A 22,545-nucleotide genomic window follows, 5' to 3' on the forward strand; every position below is an offset into this window, starting at 1 on the left:
CGTATGCGCTGATAGCTCCTAAAAACGCATCAGCCAAGGGCGCCGGATCAGTAGCGGTAGGTGTCGGCCTTGTAGGGCCCGGTCTTTTCCACGCCGATGTAGGCGGCCTGCGCGTCGGTCAGCTCGGTCAGCATGGCGCCCACTTTCTTCAGGTGCAGGCGCGCCACTTTCTCGTCGAGGTGCTTGGGCAGCACATAGACCTTGCCGGTCTGGTACTCGTCGGGCTTGGTGAACAGCTCGATCTGCGCAATGGTCTGGTTGGCGAACGAGGCGCTCATGACGAAGCTCGGGTGGCCGGTGGCGCAGCCCAGGTTCACAAGGCGCCCCTTGGCCAGCAGGATGATCTTCTTGCCGTCGGGGAAGCGGATGTGGTCGACCTGGGGCTTGATCTCTTCCCACTCGTACTTCTCGATCGACGCGACGTCGATCTCGTTGTCGAAGTGGCCGATGTTGCAGACGATCGCCTGGTCCTTCATGGCAAGCATGTGCTCGTGGCGGATCACGTCGCGGTTGCCGGTGGTGGTCACGAAGATGTCGGCCTTGTCGGCGGCGTACTCCATGGTCACGACCTTGTAGCCTTCCATCGCTGCCTGCAGCGCGTTGATCGGGTCGATCTCCGTCACCCAGACCTGGGCCGACAGCGCGCGCAGCGCCTGCGCCGAGCCCTTGCCCACATCGCCGTAGCCGGCCACGCAGGCCACCTTGCCGGCGATCATCACGTCGGTGGCGCGCTTGATGCCGTCGACCAGCGACTCGCGGCAGCCGTAGAGGTTGTCGAACTTGCTCTTCGTCACCGAGTCGTTGACGTTGATCGCGCGGAACAGCAGCGTGCCCTTGGCGCTCATTTCATTGAGGCGGTGCACGCCGGTCGTCGTCTCTTCGGTCACGCCGATGATCTCGGCGGACTTGCGCGTGTACCAGGTCGCGTCCACGGCCAGCTTGGCGCGGATGGCGGCGAACAGGATGGTTTCTTCCTCGCTCGTGGGGTTGCCCAGCACCGAGAGGTCTTTCTCCGCGCGCTGGCCCAGGTGCATCAGCATGGTGGCGTCGCCACCATCGTCGAGGATCATGTTCGGGCCTTCGCCTTCAGTGCCCTGGGCGCCGAACTCGAAGATGCGGTGCGTGTAGTCCCAGTAGTCGGCCAGCGACTCGCCCTTGATCGCGAACACCGGCGTGCCGCTGGCGGCGATGGCGGCGGCGGCGTGGTCCTGCGTCGAGAAGATGTTGCACGAGGCCCAGCGCACCGTGGCGCCGAGCGCCTGCAGCGTCTCGATCAGCACGGCGGTCTGGATCGTCATGTGCAGGCTGCCGGTGATGCGCGCGCCCTTGAGCGGCTGGCGGGCGGCGAATTCCTCGCGGATGGCCATCAGGCCGGGCATCTCGGTCTCGGCGATGCGGATTTCTTTGCGGCCCCAGTCGGCCAGGGCGATGTCGGTGATCGCGCAATCGGCGTTCAAGTTGGTATTCAGGCGTGCGTTCATGGTGTGCTCCAAAACGAATTCAGGAAAACCACTTGCCGGGGGAGAGAAAGAAAAGCCAAGCTCACCACACGAGAAGTGGATGAGCGTCGTTGCGGGGGGGACAGGTTCCGAGCCTCACGCCCCACGCTGGTGGGAGGCGCTGCAACGCTCCTCGGAAAAGCTGGCCATTTTAGTACAGCCGCACGGCAGACCCGGCTCAGTCCGCGTGCAGCGCAGGGCCACAGCCGACACCTGCGCGGTCGGCATTCCTACAGCCGGGGCGCGCCGATGCCCTTTCAATCGACAGCGTGATCCCGGCCGATCCCTGTGACCGGCATTTCGTTCCACCTTCTTGAAGAGAAAGAATCCCCGCCATGAAAAAACTGATCTCCATCGCCATCGCCTCCATCGGCCTGGCAGGCCTTGCGGCCTGTGACGTGAAGAAAACCCAGGAAGGCAATGTCACGTTGCCCAAGTACGAGGTGGAAAAAACCCAGTCGGGCGATGTCACGCTGCCCAAATACGATGTCAAGACGCCGGACGTCCACGTGACCACGGAAGAGAAGACCATCACGGTGCCCAAGGTCGAAGTCACGCCGGCCAAGTAAGCGGCGCCCCGGCCGCGCGCCACGCGGGGCGCGGCCCGCGGCACACGACGCGGGGATAATCGCGCGGTCCCAACCTTTTTTGACCGTGCCGCCCGCTTCGCTGCGCGGCCCCTCCCCTGCATGTCCGCACCGTTCCTTGCCGAGACCCGGCGCCGCCGCACCTTTGCCATCATTTCCCACCCCGACGCGGGCAAGACCACGCTGACGGAAAAGCTGCTGCTGTTCTCGGGCGCGATCCAGATCGCCGGCGCCGTCAAGGGCCGCAAGGCCAGCCGCCACGCCACGTCCGACTGGATGGAGATCGAAAAGCAGCGCGGCATCTCGGTGGCCAGCTCGGTCATGCAGATGCTGTACCGCGACCATGTCATCAACCTGCTCGACACGCCCGGCCACAAGGACTTCAGCGAAGACACCTACCGCGTGCTCACCGCCGTCGACTCGGCGCTGATGGTGATCGACGCGGCCAACGGCGTGGAAACGCAGACGCGCCGCCTGATCGAGGTCTGCCGCCAGCGCGACACGCCCATCATCACCTTCGTCAACAAGATGGACCGCGAGGTGCGCGACCCGCTCGACATCCTCGACGAGGTCGAGCGCGAGCTGGGCATGCCCTGCTGCCCCATCACCTGGCCGGTGGGCCAGGGCAAGTCGTTCGGCGGCATCATCAACCTGCGCACGCAGAGCATGACGGTGTTCACCCCGGGCAGCGACCGCGGCCCGAAGGACTTTGAAGTCATTCCCTTAGCGGAGGCCGACAGGCTGCGGGCACGCTTCGGCCAGACCTTTGACCATGCGCTCGAGAGCATGGAACTGGCCGTCGGCGCCTCTGCCGCCTGGGACCACGAGGCCTTCCTGGCCGGCAAGCTCACGCCCGTGTTCTTTGGCTCGGGCGTCAACAACTTCGGCGTGATGGAAGTGCTCGACGCGGTGGTGGACATGTCGCCGCCGCCGGGCCCGCGCGTCAGCACGCTGCAGGTCCACAAGCAGCCGGTCATCAAGACGATCCACCCCGAAGACGAGGGCTTCTCGGGCGTGGTCTTCAAGGTGCAGGCCAACATGGACGCCAACCACCGCGACCGCATCGCCTTCGTGCGCCTGGCCTCGGGCAAGTACACGCCCGGTATGAAACTCAAGGTGCAGCGCACCGGCAAGGAACTGCGCCCGACCAGCGTCGTCACTTTCATGAGCCAGCGCCGCGAGGCGGTCGAAGAAGCCTATGCCGGCGACATCATCGGCTTCACTACGCACGGCGGCGTGCAGCTCGGCGACACCATCACCGACGGCGCGGCGCTGCAGTTCACCGGCCTGCCGTTCTTCGCGCCCGAAATGTTCATGACCGTGGTGCTGAAGAACCCGCTGCGCACCAAGCAGCTGCAGCAGGGCCTGGCCCAGCTCGGCGAGGAAGGCGCGATCCAGGTGTTCAAGCCCGACGCGGGCGGCAACATGCTGCTGGGCGCCGTCGGCCAGCTGCAGTTCGAGGTCGTGCAGCACCGCCTCAAGACCGAATACGACGCCGACATCCGCCTTGAAGGCTGCCAGTACACGGGCGCGCGCTGGATCACGGCCGACAGCAGCGCCGACCTGCGCGCCTTCACCGACGCCTACCCGCTGCGCCTGGCGCACGACGCGGCCAACACCCTGGCCTACCTGTGCACCTCGCCGTACGACGTGCGCCTGGCGCAGGAGCGCTTTCCGAAGATCCACTTCCACCCGCTGCGCGAGCACGCGGGCCTGGCGCTGGACACCAACCACTGAGCGCGCCGCCATGACAGCCTTCCTGCGCGCTCTGAGCGAATGGCCCGCGCCGGCCCCCGGCGAGCTGCTGGGCGTGCTCACCGACATCGACGACACGCTGACCACCGACGGCCTGGTGCCGCCGCCCGTGGTGCAGGCGCTGGCCGACCTGCACGCGGCGGGCCTGCATGTGGTGCCGATCACGGGCCGCCCCGTGGGCTGGAGCGAGCCCTTTGCCCAGGCCTGGCCCGTAGACGCCATCGTGGCCGAGAACGGTGCCGTGGCGCTGCGCCGCAATGCCGGCGGTGGCCTCGACCGGCTCTACCAGCAGGACGAGGCCACGCGCACGCGCAACTTTGCGCGCATGCAGCAGGTGCTCGCCGAGATGGAGGCCACGGTGCCCGGCGCCGTGCGCGCCACCGACTCGGCCGGGCGCGAGACCGACATTGCGATCGACCACAGCGAATTCACGCACCTGCCGCAGGCGCAGATCGACCAGTGCGTGGCCCTGATGCGCGCCGCCGGCATGAACGCCACGGTGAGCAGCATCCACATCAACGGCTGGTTCGGCGCGCACAACAAGCTCGAAGGCGCGCGCTGGATCGTGCGCACGCTGTTCGGCAAGGACCTCGACGCCGACCTGGAGCGCTGGGCCTACATTGGCGACTCGACCAACGACCAGCTGATGTTCGCCCACATGCCGCACAGCTTTGGCGTGGCCAACATTGCGCGCTTCGTGCCGCAGCTGGCGCACCTGCCGCGCTACGTCACGCCGAGCGAGCGCGGCGACGGCTTCATCGAGCTGGTGCAGGCCATCTTGTCCACGCGCTGAAGCGCGCTATCCAAGGCATAGCTACCAGCGCCGGCATCCGTTGGCTTTGGGCAGTAAAAGTGCTTGAAACCCGCGCCCGCACTGTGCAGGCAGCTCCTGCAATTGAAAAAGCCCGCACGGCCTCCACCGTGCGGGCTTTTTCATGGCGTGCCTGCTTCAGGCGCCGACGATGGACGACACGTCGAGGATGTACATCTGGCGCTGGCCTTCGTGCACCGAGTCGATGCACACCTGGCGGCCGTCGCGGCTCCAGCGCGGGTGCAGGTCGCAGCGGTTTTCCTTGCTCAGATCGGGCGTGGCGTAGAAGCTGCCGAGGTTGCGGCGCTCGCCGGTCTGCATGTCGAACAGGAACAGGAAGCGCTCGTGCGTCTGGTCGTCCGGGTAGGTGTCACTGAGCATCCAGCGCGTGCTCACGGGCGAGAAGGTCATGTGGCCGTTCTCCACCAGCACGCCGCGGCCGATCACCTGCACGGCGCCACCGTCCACATCGTGGTAGAGGTGGTAGTGGATCTCGCCCGCGTGCGGGCCCCAGACGATGATGTGCTCGTCGTCCTGCCACAGCGGGTGCGAGATCTGGTATTCGGACTTTTCGTAGTCGAACGTGCCGACGGCGCCGGGGTCGAAATCGTCGGCCAGCTGGGGCAGCGGGTGGTCCGAGCATTCGAGCAGGCGCATGCCCGAACCGTCGGGGTTCATGGTGACCAGGCGGTGCAGGAAGCAGGTCTCGTCCTTCACGCGCTCGGTCCAGCGGTGCAGGAACAGGATGCGCGAAGAGGCCGGGTTGACTTCGATGTGGCTGACCCAGTGGATCGCCTTGTCCATCGACGGTACATGGTGGAAGGCCTTGAGCTGGGCGTAGCTGACCAGCAGCTGCGCCGCGCCCGTGGCGACGTCCATGCGCCAGATGCCGTCGTCCGCAGGCGCCAGCGGCAGCTCGCACGGGCCGCCCGCTTCGCTGTAGCCGATGGTCTCGTGCGTCACGTACAGGCGCCGGTAGTCGACCGACAGCGCCCAGGCGCTGCTGGGCGCGACCACGTAGACCGGCATCGGCAGCACGCGGCGCGCTTGCGTGTCGATGTCCACCACCACGGCGCCAAAGCCCGGGTAGCGCGCCGCTCTGTCGCCCGTGCGGTCGTTGTAGACCAGCTGGCGGCCCGGGACGCCGTCGAGCCACTGCAGCTGGCTGCCCATCTGCCAGTTCCAGGCATAGGTCTCGCCCACGGCGTGGAAGCGGTCGCCGTCCCCGGTGTCGAAGTAGCCGATCGTGGCCTTGGCATCGGGCGTCAGGAGCTGGTCCATCCAGGGCGTGCGCTGGCCGGCCACCAGGCGGTTGCCGCGGTCCCAGTTGGACTTGTTGTAGTAGCCAAAGAAGTGGTGCTGGCTGCCGTCGCCCACGCGGCGGCAGGGCACATACGGGACGGCGGAGGCGGGGGTGTCAGGGGTCATGGGAATCAACAATGCAACAGCAAAAAAGCATCTGCCCGGCAGCGGGCCGGGCAGCACAAGGCACAGGGGGCGCCAGCGCGGCCCGTGTGCGCGTTCAATCGGCCGAGACGTGCCCTTCCTGGATCACGCGGTCCCAGCGGGTCTTTTCGCTGGTCACGAACACCTTGGCGTCGGCCAGGCTGTTGGCCACGGCGCTCATGCCCTGGTCTTCGAGGCCCTTGCGGAACTCGGGCGTGTTGACGACCTTGCGCACGTCGGCGCTGATCTTTTCGACCACGGCCTGCGGCACCTTGGAGGACACGGCCACCGTGGTCCACGAGGTCGCTTCGAAGCCGGAGACGCCGGCCTCGGTGGCGGTCGGCACGTCGGGCAGCGCGGCCAGGCGCTCCTTGCCCGTCACCGCCAGCGCGCGCAGCTTGCCGCCGCGGATGTGCGAGAGCACGGTGGGCGGGTTTTCGAACATCAGCTGGATCTGGCCGCCCAGCAGGTCGTTGAGCGCGGCCGAGCTGCCGCGGTAGGGCACGTGCACGATGGGCGCGCCCGACTGCAGCTTGTAGAGCTCGCCCATCATGTGCACCGACGAGCCGACGCCGGCCGAGCCGAAGTTGACCGTGCCCGGCGCCTTCTTGGCCATGTCGGTGAGCTGCTTGAGGTCCTTGGCGGGCAGCGCGGGCGAGGCCACGACGACGTGCGGCATTTCGGCCAGCACGGTCACCAGGCGCAGGTCGGTGGCGGGGTTGTACGGCAGCTTCTTGTAGATGCCGTAGGCCGCGTGCAGGCCGATCGAGCCCACCATGAGCGTGTAGCCGTCGGCCGGCTGGTCGACCACGTACTTGCCGCCCAGGTGGCCGCCCGCGCCGGGCTTGTTCTCGACCACCACCGGCTGGCCCCACAGGCGGCCGAGCCGGTCGGCCAGCATGCGCGCCTGCACGTCCGAGCTGCCGCCGGCCGTGAACGGCACGATGATGCGCACGGTCCGGGCCGGGAAGGCCGGCTCGGCGGCCGTGGCTGCGCCCATGGCGCCCAGGCCCAGCGCCAGCGCGCCCAGTGCCACGCTCCTGCGGGTCCATTGCATCTTCATGTGTGTCTCCTGTTCGGCCGGTTCCGGCGCGCCATGGTTGGGAAAAATGCAGTGTAGGAGCCGTTGGGGATTCTTGAAAATTCAATTTCTTCGGTCACCCATACCGTTTTGATATACATTGCGCGGCGTCCCCCCACCCTGCTCCGCCATGCCGCGCCCCCTGAACTTTCGCCAGATCGAGGCCTTTCGCGCCGTCATGCAGACCGGCACCACGACGGCCGCGGCCGCCATGCTGCACACCACGCAGCCGTCCATCAGCCGGCTGCTGGCGCAGATGCAGTCGGCCTCGGGCCTGAAGCTGTTCGATATCCAGAAGGGCCGGCTGCGCCCCACGCACGAGGCGCGCGAGCTGTTCCAGACCGTGCAGCGCCACTTTCTGGGCCTCGAGCGCATCGAGCAGAACGTGGCCACGCTGCGCCAGTCGGGCACTGGCGAGCTGCGCCTGGGCTGCACGCCCGCGCTCGGCCTGAGCGTGATGCCGGCCGTGGTGCACGCCTTTTTGCAACAACACCCGGACGTGCATGTCAGCCTGCAGACCATTGGCACGCCACAGCTGCGCGAGGGCCTGCTGCACGGCCAGTTCGACCTGGCGCTGAGCACCATGGCCATGCGGCATCCGCAGCTCGATGCGACCACGCTGCACCGCGGCAACGCCGTCTGCGTGATGCACCCGGCCCACCCGCTGGCCGCGCGCAAGGCGCTGCACGTGTGCGACCTGCAGGGCCAGGTGCTGCTGACCCTGCACGCCGACGACGAGATCTATCTGCAGCTGCAGGACACCATGCAGCAGCATGGCATCGCGGCGGCCTCCACGGTCGAGACCACCTATTCCGCCACCATCTGCATGCTGGCCGCGCAAGGCACGGGCGTGGGCGTGGTCAACCCGTATGTGGCTGCGGTGTTTGCGCCGCAGCTGCGCACCGTGCCGCTGCAGCCGCGCTGCCCGGTGGAAGTGGTGCTGGCCTTCCCGCCGCAGTCCGCGCCCTCGGCCATGGCCGAGCGCTTCGCGGCCCTGCTGCAGGCGCATTTCGCGGCACTGCGCGGCGCGGCCGGCTGAAGCGCTGCGGGCGCGGCGCCGTTATTGCGCCTTCGCCAGGCCCAGCTTCTCGATCAGCGCCTTCTCGCGCGCGAACGTGTCCTGCGCGAACTTCTGGTAGGCGGCGCTGCCCATGTACATCGGCACCATGTCGTAGCGCGCCAGGGCCGCCTTGTAGGCGTCCTGCTCCATGGCCTGCTTGAAAGCGTCGTGCAGGCGCTTGACCACCGCGGACGGCGTGCCCTTGGGCGCGCCGATGCCGAACGGCGAGTTCTGCACGATGTCCAGGCCCAGCTCCTTGAGCGTGGGCGCATCGGGGAACTTGGCCAAGCGCTCGGCGCCCCAGGTGTTGAGCACGCGCAGCTTGCCGGCCTCGACCTGCGGGGCGAAGCCCGTGGAGTCGGCCGCGGCCATGATGTTGCCGCCCAGAATGGACTGCATCAGGTCGGCGCTGCCCTTGTAGGGCACGTGCAGCAGTTCGATGCCGAGCTGCTGCGCGATCAACTCGGTCGTCAGGTGCGGACTGGTCATGGTGCCGGTCGAGCCGTAGCTGAGCTTGCCCGGGTTGGCCTTGGCCCAGGCGACGAAGTGCGTCCAGGTCTTGAGCGGCGAATCCGCCGGCACGACGATGCCGAACGCGTAGCCGGTGACGTTGATCACGTAGCTGATGTCCTTGACCGGGTCCCAGTTGATCTTGGTGGTGTAGGGCAGGCGGAACACACCGAGCGGGATCTGCGCCACGGTGTAGCCGTCGGCGGCGGCCGTCTGCAGCGCCTGCGCAGGCAATGTGCCGCCAGCGCCGGGCTTGTTGTCGACGATCACCGGCTGGCCCAGGATGCGGCTGGCGTTGTCGGCCAGCGCGCGCATGGTGATGTCGGTCGGGCCACCGGCCGGGAAGGCAATCACGAGCTTGATGGGCTTGGTCGGGAACCCGGTGGCCTGGGCCTGGGCGCCGAGGGCGGTGGCGACCAGGGCGGTGGCACCGAGTTGGATGAGATGGCGGCGCTGCATAGCGTCTCCTTGTGTCAGGGTGAAAAAAGAAGCGAGGCCGCATTGCAGCGCACCTGCGGCGGCCGCGATAGGCCGAAAACCCTGCCCTGCTGTCGCCCAGGCGCCAATGCCGCCCCGGCGCGGCCCGCTCAGGCCTTGTAGGTCGACAGCAGGATGCTGGTCTCGGTGTTGGCAATGCCGGGCGTCTGGCGGATGCGGCCGAGCGCGCTGTCGAAGGCCTCGAGGCTTTCGGCGCGCAGCTCGGCCACGATGTCCCAGCGGCCGTTCGTGGTGTGCAGCGTGCCGACCAGCGGCTCGCCGCGCAGCGCGCGGATGACCTCGGGGGCGGCATTGCCTTCGACGGCGATGCTCATCCAGGCGCGGATGCGCTGGGGCTCTGAGTCGGGCCGCAGCCGGACCGTGTAGCCGACGATGACGCCGCTGTCTTCGAGCTTGCGCAGGCGGTTCTGCACCGTGCCGCGCGACACGCGCAGGCGCTGCGCCAGCGTGGCGACGGGCGTGCGCGCGTTGGCGCACAGGATGCCGAGGATTTCGCGGTCGGTGTCGTCCATCTTGCCCATAACGCCAGCTCCCTGAAGCATTTCGCTATTTTTATCCGCATTTGTGCCGTTTTGCTGGCTATGTGTTGGCACAGCACCGCGCCAGAATCGGGCAACGCCCCCGGAGACGCTGCCATGACCCGCCTGATTGACCTGCCCACGCTCGCCCACCTCGTGCACGGCATCGGCGTGCCGCGCTTCATGGCCCTGCTGGCCGAGCGCATCGAAGCCGACTTTGCGCGCTGGCCCGCATTCGACAAGTCAGCGCGCACCGCGAGCCACAGCGCGCGCGGCGTGATCGAGCTGATGCCGGTGGCCGACGCCACGCACTACAGCTTCAAATACGTCAACGGCCACCCGTTCAACCCGGCGCAGGGCCTGCCCACGGTGATGGCCTTTGGCGTCCTCGCCGAAGTGGCCACCGGCTATCCGCTGCTGCTGGCCGAGCTGACGCTGACCACCGCGCTGCGCACCGCCGCCGCTTCGGTCGTGGCGGCCCGCGCGCTGGCGCGGCGCGATAGCCGCAGCATGGCGCTGATCGGCAACGGCGCGCAAAGCGAATTCCAGGCGCTGGCCTTCCACGCGCTGCTGGGCATCGCCGAGCTGCGCGTGTTCGATGTGGACCGTGCGGCCACCGACAAGCTGGTGCGCAACCTGGCGGCCGCCGCGCCGGCCTTGCGCGTGCGGCGCGCGGCCTCGACGGCCGAAGCCGTGCGCGGCGCCGACATCGTCACCACGGCCACCGCCGACAAGGCGCGCGCCACCATCCTCACGCCCGGCATGGTCGAGCCCGGCATGCACCTCAACGCCGTCGGCGGCGACTGCCCCGGCAAGACCGAGCTGCACGCCGACGTGCTGCGCGGCTCGCGCATCTTTGTCGAGTACGAGCCGCAGACGCGCACCGAGGGCGAGATCCAGCAGCTCGCGGCCGACCACCCGGTCACCGAGCTCTGGCGCGTGCTCACGGACCAGGCGCCGGGGCGCCGCCATGCGGGCGAGGTGACGGTGTTCGACTCGGTCGGCTTTGCATTGGAGGACTTCTCGGCCCTGCAGGTGCTGCACCGGCTCGCGCACGAGCGCGGCGTGGGCCGGGACATCGCGCTCGTGCCCACCGACGGCGATCCCAAGGACCTGTTTGGCCGCATGCACCCGGCCGCCGCAGCGCCGCGCCTGCGCCTGCGCCTGCGCAGCGTGGCCTGAAGGCCAGACGATCACGCCCGTGGGCGCAGCCCCATCGATGCGCCTGCCCCTCTGCCTGCGGCCCGCCTATTTCAAGCAAAAATGGGCTGTAACGGTTATCCAGTAAGCGTCTGCAGCTATATTTTCAGGAGTGACGAGCGCTCCAGCGCACCGCGCAAGGCAGATCGCACACTGTGCGCCTCAGGCCGCCGCACTGTCGCGCATGACCATGCGCCACGCCACCTGCGCCAGCCAGGCCACGGCCAGCAGCGCGGCCACGCCCACCAACCAATGCCCCAGGCGCTCCTGGTCGCCCAGCAGATAGGCGTTGCAGACGCGCGTGGGCGAATCGATGTAGAGCTGTCCCACCACCGCGGTCATGGGCAGCACATTGCCCAAAAAGAACCCCTGCACCACCAGCCCCGCCGGCCGCCACGACAGGCGCAGTGCGGCACCGGCCAGCGCCAGCGCGCCGCATTTGGTGGTTTCAACGGCCGGGCTGACCAGCGCCAGGTCGAGCACGCGCGGCACCATCAACAGCGCCAGCACCAGGGCCGCAGCCCACAGGCCGGTGATGCCGTACGCGTTCCAGCGCGCCACGCGCGCACGGGCGCTGCTGCCCAGCCCCGCCAACAGCAGCGCGCCGGCCAGCATCCACAGCGGCGCCTGCAGCAGCATGTGGCGCCACATGCTGGCTTCCAGGGCGTGGCGCGCCGCCGGCAGGGCCAGCAGCGCCAGTGCCAGCGCGCCCGCTGCCGCCTGGTGGGCGGGCGTGGCGTGCCTGCCTGCGCGCGCCACCAGACCTGCGGCAGTCGCACCCCACCGCGCACCGCAGGTCGCAGGCGCAGGGGTCTGCAAGGTGGCGCGGTGCGTCACGGCGCACCCCCTGGGGGGCTGGCGGGGACAGCGGCCCGCGTGGCCACGGTGGGTGCGGCACCACGGGCCAGGTGGCGCGCATAGTTCAGCGCCAGTTCCAGCTCGGCCATGTCGAACACATGCACCAGCCGCCCGGCGGGGTCGATGACGAGCAACGCGGCGTTGTGTTCGAAGTCGCCGCGCCCGTCGGGCACCACAACCACCTCCCAGCGCCGCAGCAGCTGCGCCCGTTCGGCCGCGTCGGGCACGCGCAGGAACTGCCACACCGACGCGTCGGCGTGCAGCTGCCGGCCATAGGCCTGCAGCGCAGCGGGCGTGTCGTGCGCCCCATCGAAGCTCAGCGACAGCAAGCGCACCGCCGCAGGAGGCGCCCCTGCGGGCGTGCCGCCAACGGCAGAGCGGTCCTGCAGCAACTGCGCCTGCAGCTGCTGGAAGCTGCTGCCCAGCGACAGGCACACGTTCTGGCAGCGGGTGTAGATGAAGCCGGCGATGGTCACGGCCCCCGGTGGCGCGGCCAGCCACTGCGGCAGCGGCCGCGGCGTGGTGCCGGGGCCGTCCACCTGCACAGGTGGCGCGGCCACGGGCTGCAGCGCCACTTCGAGGCGGCGCGCGCCCTTGGCGGTCCAGACCTGGAAGTCGTGCGTCAGCCAGGCGGCCGAGGCGTAGGCCGTGAGCCCCAGCGCCCCACTGAGAAAGGCGGTGCGCAGCATGCCGAGCGCTCAGGTGGGCTTCTCGGCGGCCAGGGCCTTGAGCGCGGCGCCGCCTTCGAACGGCGTGGTGCGCGTGCTGGCCTTGCGCTCCTGCCCGAACAGCTCGGGTGGCAGCGGGTCCGACTTGTTCGACCAGCTGCTGCGGATGTAGCTGGCGACGGCCGCCAGCTCGGCATCGCTCAGCTGCTGGAACGCCGGCATGGCGCCCTTGTAGGTGGTGCCGGCCACTTCGATCTCGCCCTCGACGCCGTGCAGCAGGATGTTGGCCAGCGTGCGCGCATCGCCATGGACCCATTCCGAACCATCGAGCGGCGGGAACACGCCCGGCAAGCCCTTGCCCGTGGCCTGGTGGCAGGCGACGCAGTTCGCCGTGAAGATCTGCTTGCCGTCCACTGCCGCCCCCGGCGCCGCAGGTGCCGGGCCAGACAGGTCGGCCACGGTGCGGCGGTCGCCCAGGGCCGAATTGCCAAACGGGTCGGACATCAGGATATAGAGCACGCCAAACGCGACCATGGCCAGCACCAGGCCGGCCACGATCAAGGGCATGGGCTGCGAGCGCTCCTCGGGCTCTGCGTTTTCGCGCTGCTGGGCGCGGTAGCGGGGGTCGGGTTCGTTCGGCATGGGCGCCTCACAAGGTTCAGTAGGCCGCTGCCGGCGCGGCGTCTGCCGGGAGCGGCGCCGCCGTGCCGGCCGCGGCCTTGGGTGGGGGCGGCAGCACCGGGTAGGTGTGGTTGAGGCCCTGCATGTACTTGACCAGGTCCAGCGCCTCGGGCCGCGCCACCACGACACGGCCAAATGGACCCGCGCCGGGGGGCAGGTTCACCACCTCATCGCCGGGCTCGGCCGCGTCCTTGACCTCGAAAAGGAAAGGGTAAGCCGGCATGATCGAGCCCGGCGCATAGGCGCGCGGCTGGTACAGGTGGCCCAGGTGCCAGTCCTTGCTGGGCTGGCGCGCGCCGATGTTGAACAGGTCGGGCCCGGTGCGCATGCTGCCCAGCAGGTGCGGCTTGTCATAGAAATAATCACCCGGCACCGAGGCGCGGCCCCAACCGCGCTCGTGGTCAGGCCCGAGGTTGCGGTCGCGTGGCTGCTGCGTGTGGCAGTAGACGCAGCCGTTGGCGATGTAAACGGCGCGCCCGCGCAGCTCGGCGCTGGTGTAGGGCTTGAGCCCCTCGGGCGGCACGACGTCGCGCACCTGAATATAGGGCATTACCACCAACGCAGCCGTGGCAACGGCGAGCGACACCATGGCGCCGGCCGCCAGCTTGACTTCATTCTCCATGGACGGGCTCCAGCGCCTTGTGCGGCGAGAACAGTGCCGCGCCCGTGCGCGTGGGGCCAAACCGCAGCACCATGGCCAGGAAGTGGCCGACAAAGATCAGGTGGCTGAGCACCATCAGTGCGCCACCCACACTGCGCCACTGCAGGTAGGGGATGGTCAGCGTGACCGAATCCATGAACGGCCGCGTGCCGTCGAGCATGGCCTGCCCCTGCAGCCAGCCACCGACCGTCAGGCCGATGAAATAGATGCTGATGCCGATGGCCGCGAGCCAGAACTGCAGCGTGATCAGGCGCGGGTATGGCCACTCCCAGTTCAGCACGCGCGGCATCATGAAATAGATCGCGCCGAACAGCACCATGGTGACGAACGCGTAGGCGCCCAGGTGCGCATGGGCCACCGTGAAGTGCGTGAAGTGCGCCACCTGGTTGACGCTGCGCAGCGCCTCGAAGGAGCCCTGCATCGACGACAGCATGTACATCAGGCCGCCAAACATCATGAAGCGCAGCGTGGGCGAATGGCGCGCCAGATGCATGCGGCCCCACATGGTGCCGGCCATGTTGATGGTGAAGGCCGTCACCGGAATGATCATCATCATGCTCTGCACGATGGACAGCGTGGTCAGCCAGCCGGGCACGGGCCCGCCGATCAGGTGGTGGCCGCCGACCTGGCCATAGAAGAAGGCCAGCGTCCAGAAGCCCAGGATGGACAGGTTGTACGAGCGCACCGGCCGCCCGATGATCTTGGGCAGAAAGTAATAAATGGCGCCTACGGCGACCGGCGTGAACCACAGCCCCAGCACATTGTGGCCGTACCACCAGTTGGTGGTGGCCTGCTGCACGCCGGTGTGCACCCCGGGCAGTTTGCCGATGAGGAACAGCAGTGCAATCCACAGCAGCGCTGCCACCATGTACCAGACGCTCACATAGAGCGACTCGACCTTGCGGTTGACCAGCGTGTAGAGCACGGGCCCGATGATGCACAGGAAGCCGGCGACGATGAAGGTGCCGATCTGCCAGGGAATCTCGAGGTACTCCATGCCGTCGGTCCAGCCCGAACCGATGGCGCCGATGGCGCTGGCAATGCCGGTGTTGATGAGCGCGCCGCCCAGCATGACCCACATGGCCCCCAGCAGCGGCGTGCGCAGCAGGCGCGGCAGCAGCCACACCATGACGCCCAGCGCCGCGTTGGTGATCCAGCCATACAGCACGGCAGTCAGGTGGATGGTGCGGATGCGTCCGAAGGTGAGCCAGGCCTCGCCCACCAGCCAGTCGGGCATGTGCAGCTTGAGCGAAGAAGTCAGCCCCGCCAGCGAGCCCAGCACCAGCCAGAAGCAGGCAAAGGCCATGAACATGAAGACCGGAAAGGCGCTCGATTGGTCCGCCTCGACGCGGTGCAGCAGCTCGTCGGGGTCGGCGACATGCAGGTCGCTGCCGGGTTCGATGGCGGCAGCCTGCAGGCGGCTGCGCGCCGCGCCGGACACCGTGGGGTCGTCCACCCGGCCGACCTCGCCGCGCGCAAAGATCACCGAGGCCGCCCTGGGGTTCTCGACCAGCAGCCCCTTGCGCATCGACCAGATGAACACGAACAATCCTAGAAGAGACAGCAAAAACGCGCCCAACAAACTCAGTATCGCGCTGTCCATGGCAGCATTCCTTTGCAGGTAGCCCGCACCGGTGCATGAACGCCTGCGGCCAATACGGAAGCACAGGGATACAGAAACCGCACACGCTTGTGCATGTGCTACGCGTTCACGGGAGGTCTCCAAAAATCCATTTTGCGCTCCGCTTTTGGGCAAGGCAATAACCCTTCCCAACCCCTGCGATCCGACAGCACCGCCCGCGCCGGCGCGCGGCGCTCACCAGCGACCGACCCAGTACGCCAGCGCGATCAACGCCAGCACCAGCGCCAGCCAACCGACCACCAGCCAGCGCCACAGCGCTGGGGCGTGCCGCAGCTCCAGAAACTCCAGGATCACCAGCAGGCCCTTGGCAAACGACAGCGCGCACAGCGCCAGCACCGGCACCATCGATCCGGCGGCCACCGGCAGCTGCGCGCCGCCCAGCCAGTAGGTGGTGGCGGTGATGGCCAGCAGCGCCAGCCAGGCCCGCGTCAGCGCCGCGCTGGCGGCCGGGGCGGCGGGTTCAGAGCGCGGCGGGGGCAGTGGGGAAGCGGGCATGGCAAAAATCCTGGGGCTATGTCTTTCAGCGCATCACATAGACCAGCGGGAACAGCACGATCCAGAGCAGGTCGACCATGTGCCAGAACGCGGCGCCGGTCTCCAGCGCGTGGACGTCGTGGGCGCCATAGGCGCCGCGCCGCGTCTTGGCCCACAGGTAGGCGAGCGCCAGCATGCCCACGAGCACGTGCAGGAAGTGAAAGCCCGTCAGCATGAGATAGAACAGGTAGAAGGTGTTGGACGAGAAGTCCACGCCGGCGTCGATCTTTTGTGCGTATTCGGCGAGCTTCACGGCCACGAAAGCCGCGCCGCAGGCCAGCGCCGCCAGCAGCCAGCGCGCGCCGGCCGCCGACGCGCTGCGCTGCACCGCACGAACCGCGCACGCCACGCACCAGCTGCCGGTGATGAGCAGCACGGTGTTGGCCGCCCCGGCCTGCCGGTTCAGCGTGTCCTGGCCGGCATTGAACAGCGCCAGCTCGCGCGTGCGCGCAAACGCAAAGGCCACGAAAAGTATCGCGAAGGTCAGCAGCTCGAGCAGGATGACCAGCCACACGCCCAGGTCGCCGCGCAGGCGGGGCGCGGCGGCCGTGGACGGCACGGAGGTAGCGGCCGGAAAAGGGCGGGCGGGAACAGCGGGAAAGCGCATCGGGCGAGCGTCCAGTCAGGGAACCTGCAGGGCAGAAGCGCCGCCCGCAGGCAACGCCGTGCCCGCATTCTGGCCGCATCTGTGGCCGAAATGCACAGCCTCCACAATAAGATTCATAAAGCATGAACCTTATTGATGTGCATCAAACGGACGGCGCGGCGGATTCATACGATGGCCTCTCATCACTGCATGAGGTACACCATGAGTCAAGGCTTCACGAGCCAAATGGCGCGCAACATCTTTTATGGAGGATCTTTGTTCTTCATTCTGGTGTTTCTGGCGCTGGTCTTCCACACTGAAACCAAGATCCCCGAACGCTCCAAGTCGGGCGACATCACGCCGGCCGTCGTGCGCGGCAAGCACCTCTGGGAAACGCGCAACTGCATCGGCTGCCACACGCTGCTGGGCGAAGGCGCCTATTTCGCGCCCGAGCTGGGCAATGTCTACGAGCGCCGCGGCCCGGACTTCATCAAGGGCTGGATCAAGGCCATGCCCACGCACACGCCGGGCCGCCGCCAGATGCCGCAGTTCAACTTCACGGAAGCCCAGCTCGACGACATGGTCGAGTTCCTGCGCTGGACCAACGGCATCAACACCGAGAAGTGGCCGCCGAACATCGAAGGCTGAGCGCCCCACCCCGTTGAGGCCCCATCCACCCCCCAGGAAACCCCTATGCAACCCGCAACCCTCAAATACCAGTCGCAGGCCGTCGCGAAGCTGTACTTCATCGCCGCGCTGGGCCTGTTCACCGGCCAGATCGTCTTTGGCCTGACGCTCGGTCTCCAGTACGTGATCGGCGACCTGATGTTCCCGGCCATTCCGTTCAACATCGCCCGCATGGTGCACACCAACCTGCTGATCGTGTGGCTGCTGTTCGGCTTCATGGGCGCCGCCTATTACATGGTGCCCGAAGAAAGCGAAACCGAGCTGTGGAGCCCGCTGCTGGCCAAGGTCCTGTTCTGGGTGTTCCTGCTGGCCGGGGCCGCCACCATCCTGGGCTATCTGCTGGTGCCCTATGCCGCGCTGGCCGAGATGACCGGCAACGACCTGCTGGCGACCATGGGGCGCGAGTTCCTCGAGCAGCCGCTGCCCACCAAGGTCGGCATCGTGCTGGTGTGCCTGGGCTTTCTGTTCAACATCAGCCTGACCGTGCTCAAGGGCCGCAAGACTGCCATCACGCTGGTGCTGCTGATGGGCCTGTGGGGCCTGGCGCTGCTGTTCCTGTTCAGCTTCGTCAACCCCAGCAACCTGGTGCGCGACAAGATGTACTGGTGGTTCGTGGTACACCTGTGGGTGGAAGGCACCTGGGAGCTGATCATGGCGGCGCTGCTGGCCTTCGTGCTGATCAAGACCACTGGCGTCGACCGCGAGGTGATCGACAAGTGGATGTACATGATCGTCGCCTTCGCGCTGATCTCGGGCATCCTGGGCACGGGCCACCACTTCTACTTCATCGGCTTGCCGGGCTACTGGCACTGGATCGGCGGCGTGTTCTCGGCGCTCGAACCGATTCCCTTCTTCATGATGACGCTGTTCGCGTTCAACATGGTGCAGCGCCGTCGCCGCGAACATCCCAACCAGGCCGCCGTGCTGTGGGCCGTGGGCACCGCCGTCATCGCCTTCCTGGGCGCGGGCGTCTGGGGCTTCATCCACACGCTCAGCTGGGTCAACTACTACACCCACGGCTCGCAGGTCACGGCCGCCCACGGCCACCTGGCCTTCTACGGCGCCTACGTGCTGGTGGTGCTGGCCATCATCAGCTATGCCATGCCCATCCTGCGCGGCCGCGAAGCCAACCCCCTGCACGCCCAGCGCGTGGAGATGTGGAGCTTCTGGACCATGAGCATCGGCATGGCCGTCATGGTGCTGGCGCTCAGCGGCGCCGGCATCCTGCAGGTGTGGCTGCAGCGCATGCCCACCAGCGGCGCCATGTCGTTCATGGCGACGCAAGACCAACTGGTGTTCTTCTACTGGGTGCGCGTGGCCGGCGGCGTCATGTTCCTGCTGGGGCTGCTGACCTACCTGTCGAGCTTCTTCATCGGCGCCTCGGCCGACGAGGAAGGCCAGGCCCGCGCCATCCCCGGCGTCCGCCTGCAACGGGCCTGAGCCATGGCACCCGTCCTTTCTGCCACCGCGCCAGCCGCAGGCGCCAGCGCCGCCCGCGTGCCGTTCTATGCCGCGCAGGGCAGTGAATGCGCGCTGTTCGAACACTGCTTCGAGCAGCAGCTGCCACTGCTCATCAAAGGCCCCACCGGCTGCGGCAAGACGCGCTTCGTCGAGCACATGGCGGCGCGGCTGGGCCGCCCGCTGATCACCGTGTCCTGCCACGACGATTTGAGCGCGGCCGACCTGGTGGGCCGCCACCTGATCGGCCAGGGCAACACGGTCTGGGCCGACGGGCCGCTGACGCGCGCGGTGCGCGAAGGCGCGATCGTCTACCTCGACGAGGTGGTCGAGGCGCGCAAGGACACCACCGTGGTGCTGCACCCGCTGGCCGACGACCGGCGCGTGCTGCCGATCGAGCGCACCGGCGAACTGCTGCAGGCGCCGCCCGAGTTCATGCTCGTCATCTCGTACAACCCCGGCTACCAGAACCTGCTCAAGGGCCTCAAGCCCAGCACGCGCCAGCGCTTCACCGCGCTGACGCTGGACTACCCCGCGCCCGCGGTCGAGCGCGCGATCCTGGAACGCGAAGGCCGGGCCACGCCCGCGCTGGCAGCGCGCCTGGTGCAGCTGGCCCAAGCCTTGCGGCGCCTGAGCGACCACGACCTCGAAGAGACCGCCAGCACGCGCCTCTTGGTGATGGCGGCGCGCCTGGTGGCCTCGGGCCTGCCGCTGCGCGCGGCCTGCCGCGCCGCCGTGGTCGATGCGCTGAGCGACGACAGCGACACGCTCGCGGCCCTCGACGAGGTGGTGCGCGCCGTGGTGGGCGACGACGATGCCTGACTGCGGTGGCTGCGCCAGCGCCGCCCGCTGCGCCACCGGCGCTGCGGGCGCTGCGCCGCCGCCGCTGTCCCTGCGCCGCACCCAGCAGCTGCAGCGCCGGCGCCGCGGACTGCAGCTGTCTTTCTTTGCCGTGTTCCTGCTCGCGCCCGCGCTCAACCTGCTGCGCTTTGACCTGACCGAGACCCAGCTGTGGGTACTCGGTTTTCGCTGGTCGCTCGGCATCGATGCCTTCGTGCGCGGCGAGGCCACGGCGGTGCAGACCGCGTGGGCCATCACCTGCCGCGGCATCCTGCCCGCGCTGGCCCTGGTCGTGGGCTTTCTGGCCGTGGCCTACCGCTTTGGCCGCCTGTACTGCGGCTGGCTGTGCCCCCATTTCTCGCTGGTCGAAACCCTCAACGGCCTGCTGCACCGCGCCACCGGCAAGCTCAGCCTGTGGGACAAATCGCCCACGCCGCGCCCCGGCCGCACGGCCGATAAACGCTGGTGGCCGGTGTTCCTGGCGGCCTGCCTGCTGTGCGGCTTCGCCTGGGCGATCACGCTGCTGACCTACCTGCTGCCGCCCGCGCTGGTCTGGGGCCACCTGGTGCACGGCACGCTCACGCCGAACGAGGCGCGCTTCCTGGCCATGGGCACGCTCGTCTTCACGCTCGAATTCACGCTGGCGCGCCACCTGTTCTGCCGCTACGGCTGCGCCGTCGGCCTGTTCCAGAGCCTGGCCTGGATGGCCAACCCGAAGGCGATGGTGGTGTCGTTCACGCGCAGCCGCGCCCGCGAGTGCAAGACCTGTGACGCGCCGCGCGGCAGCGCCTGCGACCACGCCTGCCCCATGCGCCTGAACCCGCGCAACATCAAACGCATGATGTTTGCCTGCGTGCAGTGCGGCCAGTGCCTGCAGGCCTGCGACAGCACGCAGACCGACCAGGGGCGCACGCCGACGCTCGAATGGAAGATCGGCGTCGATGCGGTGCGCGAAACCCTGCGCCAGCGGCGCGAGGAGAACCCCTGATGGAAGAATGGATGGGCCAGTGGTGGCACCGCGCGGTCACGCGCCTGGCCGAACCCGACCGCGCCGCGGTGCAGGTCACGCTCGAAGAGATGCGCCGCAGCCTGGCCCTGCTGTACCGCGCCGGCGGCGGCGACGCCGGGGTGCGCGTGGCGCCCGTGGCCGACAGCCGCCACGGCGGGCCGCGCGGCTGGCTGCAGCGCCTGGCGGGCAGCGGCATCCGCGTGCCGTTGCCGGTGCTCGACTGGGAAACGCTGGCGCTGCCGGCGCAGCTGGCGGTACTCGACAGCCGCGAACTCAACCGCGACCTCTACCTGTGGCTGGCCGCGCTGGCCGCCGTGTTCGAGGCGAGCGGCGACTGGATTGCCGACAACCGCGCCGCCACCGCGCGCGCGCTGCAGCGCTTTGCCGGCCTGCGCAGCCGCCACCAGCGCCTGTTGCAAGCCCACCTGGTGCAGCGCCCGCCCCTGGCCAGCCTGCGCGCCGACGCCGTGCCGTTCGAGGCCGCGGTGCAGGCAGCGCTGCGCGGCGAAGACCACGGCCCGCTGTTCGTCACGCCGGCCCAGGTGGCGCCCGTGTGGCTGTGGCTGGACGCCGGGCTCAGTGCCCCGCCCGCCCCCGGCAGCGCCCCGGGCAACGGCCCTGAGAACGCCACGCGCCCCGACGCCGACGCTGCCGCCCCGGAACGCCAGCGGCGCAGGCGCTCGCGCCGCGTCGAGCACGAGAAAGTGCACAACCCGCTGCTGGTGGCCGCCAAGGTCGAGGCCATCACCACCTGGAGCGAGCTGGTGCGCCTGGACCGCGGCACCGACGACGAGGCCGACCCCAACGCAACCGCGGCCGCCAACGACATGGACACGCTGTCGCTGGCGCGCGGCGAGCAGACCACGGCATCGCGCATCAAGTTCGACCTGGACCTGCCCAGCGCAGCGCACGACGACCTGCCGCTCGGCCCCGGCCGCAAAACGCCCGAGTGGGACTGGCGCCGGCGGGCGCTGCTGCCCGACCACTGCGCGGTGCAGTGTTCCGTGGCGCGCCCCGGCGCACCGTACACGCCACCGCCGACACTGCGCGCCACGGCGCGGCGCGTGCGCCGGCGCCTCGAAGCGCTGCGCGCCGCGCCGCGCTGGCAGGGCGGCCAGATGCTGGGCGATGAATTCGACATCGACGCCTGGGTGCGCTTCCGGACCGAGGCCTGCAGCGGCGCGCGACACAGCGACGCGCCGCCGGTGTACCTGCGCCGCCAGCGCAGCGAGCGCAGCCTGGCGACGCTGCTGCTGGCCGACCTGTCGCTGTCGACCGACGCCTATGCCACCGACCACGCGCGCGTGATCGACGTGATCCGCGACGCGCTGTACGTGTTTGGCGAGGCGCTGTCGGCCACGGGCGACGCCTTCGAGATGCTCGGGTTCAGTTCGGTGCGGCGCCAGCATGTGCGCATCCAGCACCTCAAGGGCTTTGGCGAGCGCTGGAACGACACCGTGCGCAGCCGCGTGGGCGCGATCAAGCCCGGCTTCTACACGCGCATGGGCGCCGCGCTGCGCGATGCGACGCGGCGCCTCTCGGCCCGCCCCGAGCGCCAGCGCCTGCTGCTGGTGCTGACCGACGGCAAGCCCAACGACCTCGACGTCTACGAAGGCCGCTACGGCCTCGAAGACACGCGCCATGCGGTGCAGGAAGCGCGCGAGGCCGGCCTGGTGCCGTTCTGCGTCACCATCGACCGCGAGGCGCACGACTATCTGCCGATGCTCTTTGGCAGCCAGGGCTATGCGCTGGTGCGCCAGCCCCAAGACCTGGTACAGCGCCTGACCCAGGCCTGGGCGACGCTGGCACGCTGAGCCCGGCAGTTCCGCTTTCCGCAAAAAACCAAGCCGTCCCGCGCAAGCCCTGCGCGGTTGAATGGTCGAGTTCACGGGCTGGCGTCGCGGGACCGAACGCTTTGTCTTTGGGCGCGGCCGGCCCATGCGCGCCCCCCAGGGA

Annotated in this window: 22 protein-coding genes and 1 riboswitch; of the genes, 10 read left to right on the forward strand and 12 right to left on the reverse strand. The window is 68.7% G+C overall.

The annotated features are described in order from the left end of the window. Positions 1-47 precede the first annotated feature (47 nt). Positions 48-1,481 (reverse strand): adenosylhomocysteinase, encoded by a 1,434-nt coding sequence (ahcY, locus tag B2J86_RS04815; protein WP_173024842.1) that lies wholly within the window; start codon positions 1,479-1,481, stop codon positions 48-50. A gap of 74 nt (positions 1,482-1,555) precedes the next feature. After that, a riboswitch (S-adenosyl-L-homocysteine riboswitch) is annotated at positions 1,556-1,640 on the reverse strand. 194 nt (positions 1,641-1,834) lie between these two features. On the opposite strand from ahcY, the gene B2J86_RS04820 reads away from it, so the two are divergent. The 3 genes from B2J86_RS04820 to B2J86_RS04830 all read left to right on the forward strand — a co-directional run bounded on the left by B2J86_RS04820 (position 1,835) and on the right by B2J86_RS04830 (position 4,634). Then, positions 1,835-2,068 (forward strand): hypothetical protein, encoded by a 234-nt coding sequence (locus B2J86_RS04820; protein ID WP_173024843.1) that lies wholly within the window; start codon positions 1,835-1,837, stop codon positions 2,066-2,068. A gap of 120 nt (positions 2,069-2,188) precedes the next feature. Further along, positions 2,189-3,823, forward strand: coding sequence for a peptide chain release factor 3 (locus B2J86_RS04825; protein ID WP_173024844.1), 1,635 nt, complete (start codon positions 2,189-2,191; stop codon positions 3,821-3,823). A gap of 10 nt (positions 3,824-3,833) precedes the next feature. Then, positions 3,834-4,634: an HAD-IIB family hydrolase gene (locus B2J86_RS04830; RefSeq protein ID WP_173024845.1), complete on the forward strand. Its 801-nt coding sequence runs from the start codon at positions 3,834-3,836 to the stop codon at positions 4,632-4,634. 156 nt (positions 4,635-4,790) lie between these two features. On the opposite strand, the gene B2J86_RS04835 is transcribed toward B2J86_RS04830, so the two are convergent. Together B2J86_RS04835 and B2J86_RS04840 are read right to left on the reverse strand one after the other, a co-directional pair. Continuing rightward, positions 4,791-6,080 carry a hypothetical protein gene (locus tag B2J86_RS04835; protein WP_254067973.1) on the reverse strand — a complete coding sequence of 430 codons (1,290 nt, stop codon included), beginning with the start codon at positions 6,078-6,080 and terminating at the stop codon, positions 4,791-4,793. A 94-nt stretch (positions 6,081-6,174) separates the two neighbouring features. Beyond that, positions 6,175-7,161, reverse strand: a complete 987-nt coding sequence (locus tag B2J86_RS04840; RefSeq protein ID WP_173024847.1) for a tripartite tricarboxylate transporter substrate binding protein — start codon at positions 7,159-7,161, stop codon at positions 6,175-6,177. Between the two features lie 148 nt (positions 7,162-7,309). Between B2J86_RS04840 and B2J86_RS04845 the strand changes: the two genes are divergently transcribed. Continuing rightward, positions 7,310-8,218, forward strand: coding sequence for a LysR substrate-binding domain-containing protein (locus B2J86_RS04845; RefSeq protein WP_173024848.1), 909 nt, complete (start codon positions 7,310-7,312; stop codon positions 8,216-8,218). Between the two features lie 21 nt (positions 8,219-8,239). Here the strand turns inward: B2J86_RS04845 and B2J86_RS04850 are convergent, their stop codons facing one another. Both B2J86_RS04850 and B2J86_RS04855 read right to left on the reverse strand, forming a co-directional pair. Beyond that, positions 8,240-9,208 (reverse strand): tripartite tricarboxylate transporter substrate binding protein, encoded by a 969-nt coding sequence (locus B2J86_RS04850; RefSeq protein ID WP_169169577.1) that lies wholly within the window; start codon positions 9,206-9,208, stop codon positions 8,240-8,242. Between the two features lie 128 nt (positions 9,209-9,336). Beyond that, positions 9,337-9,768, reverse strand: a complete 432-nt coding sequence (locus B2J86_RS04855; protein WP_173024849.1) for an Lrp/AsnC family transcriptional regulator — start codon at positions 9,766-9,768, stop codon at positions 9,337-9,339. A 114-nt stretch (positions 9,769-9,882) separates the two neighbouring features. Here B2J86_RS04855 and B2J86_RS04860 point away from each other — a divergent pair, with 114 nt between their 5' ends. Further along, positions 9,883-10,947: an ornithine cyclodeaminase gene (locus B2J86_RS04860; protein WP_173024850.1), complete on the forward strand. Its 1,065-nt coding sequence runs from the start codon at positions 9,883-9,885 to the stop codon at positions 10,945-10,947. Between the two features lie 180 nt (positions 10,948-11,127). Here the strand turns inward: B2J86_RS04860 and B2J86_RS04865 are convergent, their stop codons facing one another. The 7 genes from B2J86_RS04865 to B2J86_RS04895 form a co-directional block, all read right to left on the reverse strand. Then, a complete protein-coding gene (locus B2J86_RS04865) occupies positions 11,128-11,802 on the reverse strand; it encodes a hypothetical protein (protein ID WP_371736151.1) in 675 nt (224 codons plus the stop codon). After that, positions 11,799-12,512 carry an SCO family protein gene (locus B2J86_RS04870; protein ID WP_173024851.1) on the reverse strand — a complete coding sequence of 238 codons (714 nt, stop codon included), beginning with the start codon at positions 12,510-12,512 and terminating at the stop codon, positions 11,799-11,801. Before B2J86_RS04870 ends, B2J86_RS04865 begins: the two co-directional genes overlap by 4 nt. A gap of 9 nt (positions 12,513-12,521) precedes the next feature. Then, positions 12,522-13,133 (reverse strand): cytochrome c, encoded by a 612-nt coding sequence (locus B2J86_RS04875; protein ID WP_169634233.1) that lies wholly within the window; start codon positions 13,131-13,133, stop codon positions 12,522-12,524. 16 nt (positions 13,134-13,149) lie between these two features. Continuing rightward, entirely contained in the window at positions 13,150-13,794 is a 645-nt protein-coding gene (locus B2J86_RS04880) for a cbb3-type cytochrome c oxidase subunit II (RefSeq protein WP_169634234.1), read from the reverse strand. Beyond that, positions 13,784-15,436 carry a cbb3-type cytochrome c oxidase subunit I gene (locus B2J86_RS04885; protein WP_169169643.1) on the reverse strand — a complete coding sequence of 551 codons (1,653 nt, stop codon included), beginning with the start codon at positions 15,434-15,436 and terminating at the stop codon, positions 13,784-13,786. The genes B2J86_RS04880 and B2J86_RS04885 overlap by 11 nt, the downstream gene beginning before the upstream one ends. Before the next feature lie 213 nt (positions 15,437-15,649). Continuing rightward, positions 15,650-15,970 (reverse strand): cytochrome C oxidase subunit IV family protein, encoded by a 321-nt coding sequence (locus B2J86_RS04890; protein WP_169169642.1) that lies wholly within the window; start codon positions 15,968-15,970, stop codon positions 15,650-15,652. A 25-nt stretch (positions 15,971-15,995) separates the two neighbouring features. Beyond that, entirely contained in the window at positions 15,996-16,568 is a 573-nt protein-coding gene (locus B2J86_RS04895; protein WP_371736154.1) for a cytochrome c oxidase subunit 3, read from the reverse strand. Positions 16,569-16,817: 249 nt separating this feature from the next. On the opposite strand from B2J86_RS04895, the gene B2J86_RS04900 reads away from it, so the two are divergent. Genes B2J86_RS04900 through B2J86_RS04920 form a run of 5 tightly spaced genes read left to right on the forward strand, consistent with a single transcriptional unit; the run spans position 16,818 to position 22,403 of the window. Further along, positions 16,818-17,243 (forward strand): cytochrome c, encoded by a 426-nt coding sequence (locus tag B2J86_RS04900; protein ID WP_169169640.1) that lies wholly within the window; start codon positions 16,818-16,820, stop codon positions 17,241-17,243. A 45-nt stretch (positions 17,244-17,288) separates the two neighbouring features. Then, positions 17,289-18,722: a cbb3-type cytochrome c oxidase subunit I gene (locus B2J86_RS04905; RefSeq protein ID WP_169169639.1), complete on the forward strand. Its 1,434-nt coding sequence runs from the start codon at positions 17,289-17,291 to the stop codon at positions 18,720-18,722. A gap of 3 nt (positions 18,723-18,725) precedes the next feature. Continuing rightward, complete coding sequence (locus B2J86_RS04910) at positions 18,726-19,562, forward strand: CbbQ/NirQ/NorQ/GpvN family protein (RefSeq protein WP_169169638.1); 837 nt, start codon at positions 18,726-18,728, stop codon at positions 19,560-19,562. Continuing rightward, positions 19,555-20,568: a 4Fe-4S binding protein gene (locus B2J86_RS04915; RefSeq protein ID WP_169169637.1), complete on the forward strand. Its 1,014-nt coding sequence runs from the start codon at positions 19,555-19,557 to the stop codon at positions 20,566-20,568. Before B2J86_RS04910 ends, B2J86_RS04915 begins: the two co-directional genes overlap by 8 nt. Next, positions 20,568-22,403 (forward strand): nitric oxide reductase activation protein NorD, encoded by a 1,836-nt coding sequence (locus tag B2J86_RS04920; protein ID WP_173024853.1) that lies wholly within the window; start codon positions 20,568-20,570, stop codon positions 22,401-22,403. Before B2J86_RS04915 ends, B2J86_RS04920 begins: the two co-directional genes overlap by 1 nt. The last annotated feature ends 142 nt before the right edge of the window (positions 22,404-22,545 follow it).

Source organism: Acidovorax sp. SRB_14 (assembly GCF_012932145.1).
Lineage (GTDB): Bacteria > Pseudomonadota > Gammaproteobacteria > Burkholderiales > Burkholderiaceae_C > Simplicispira.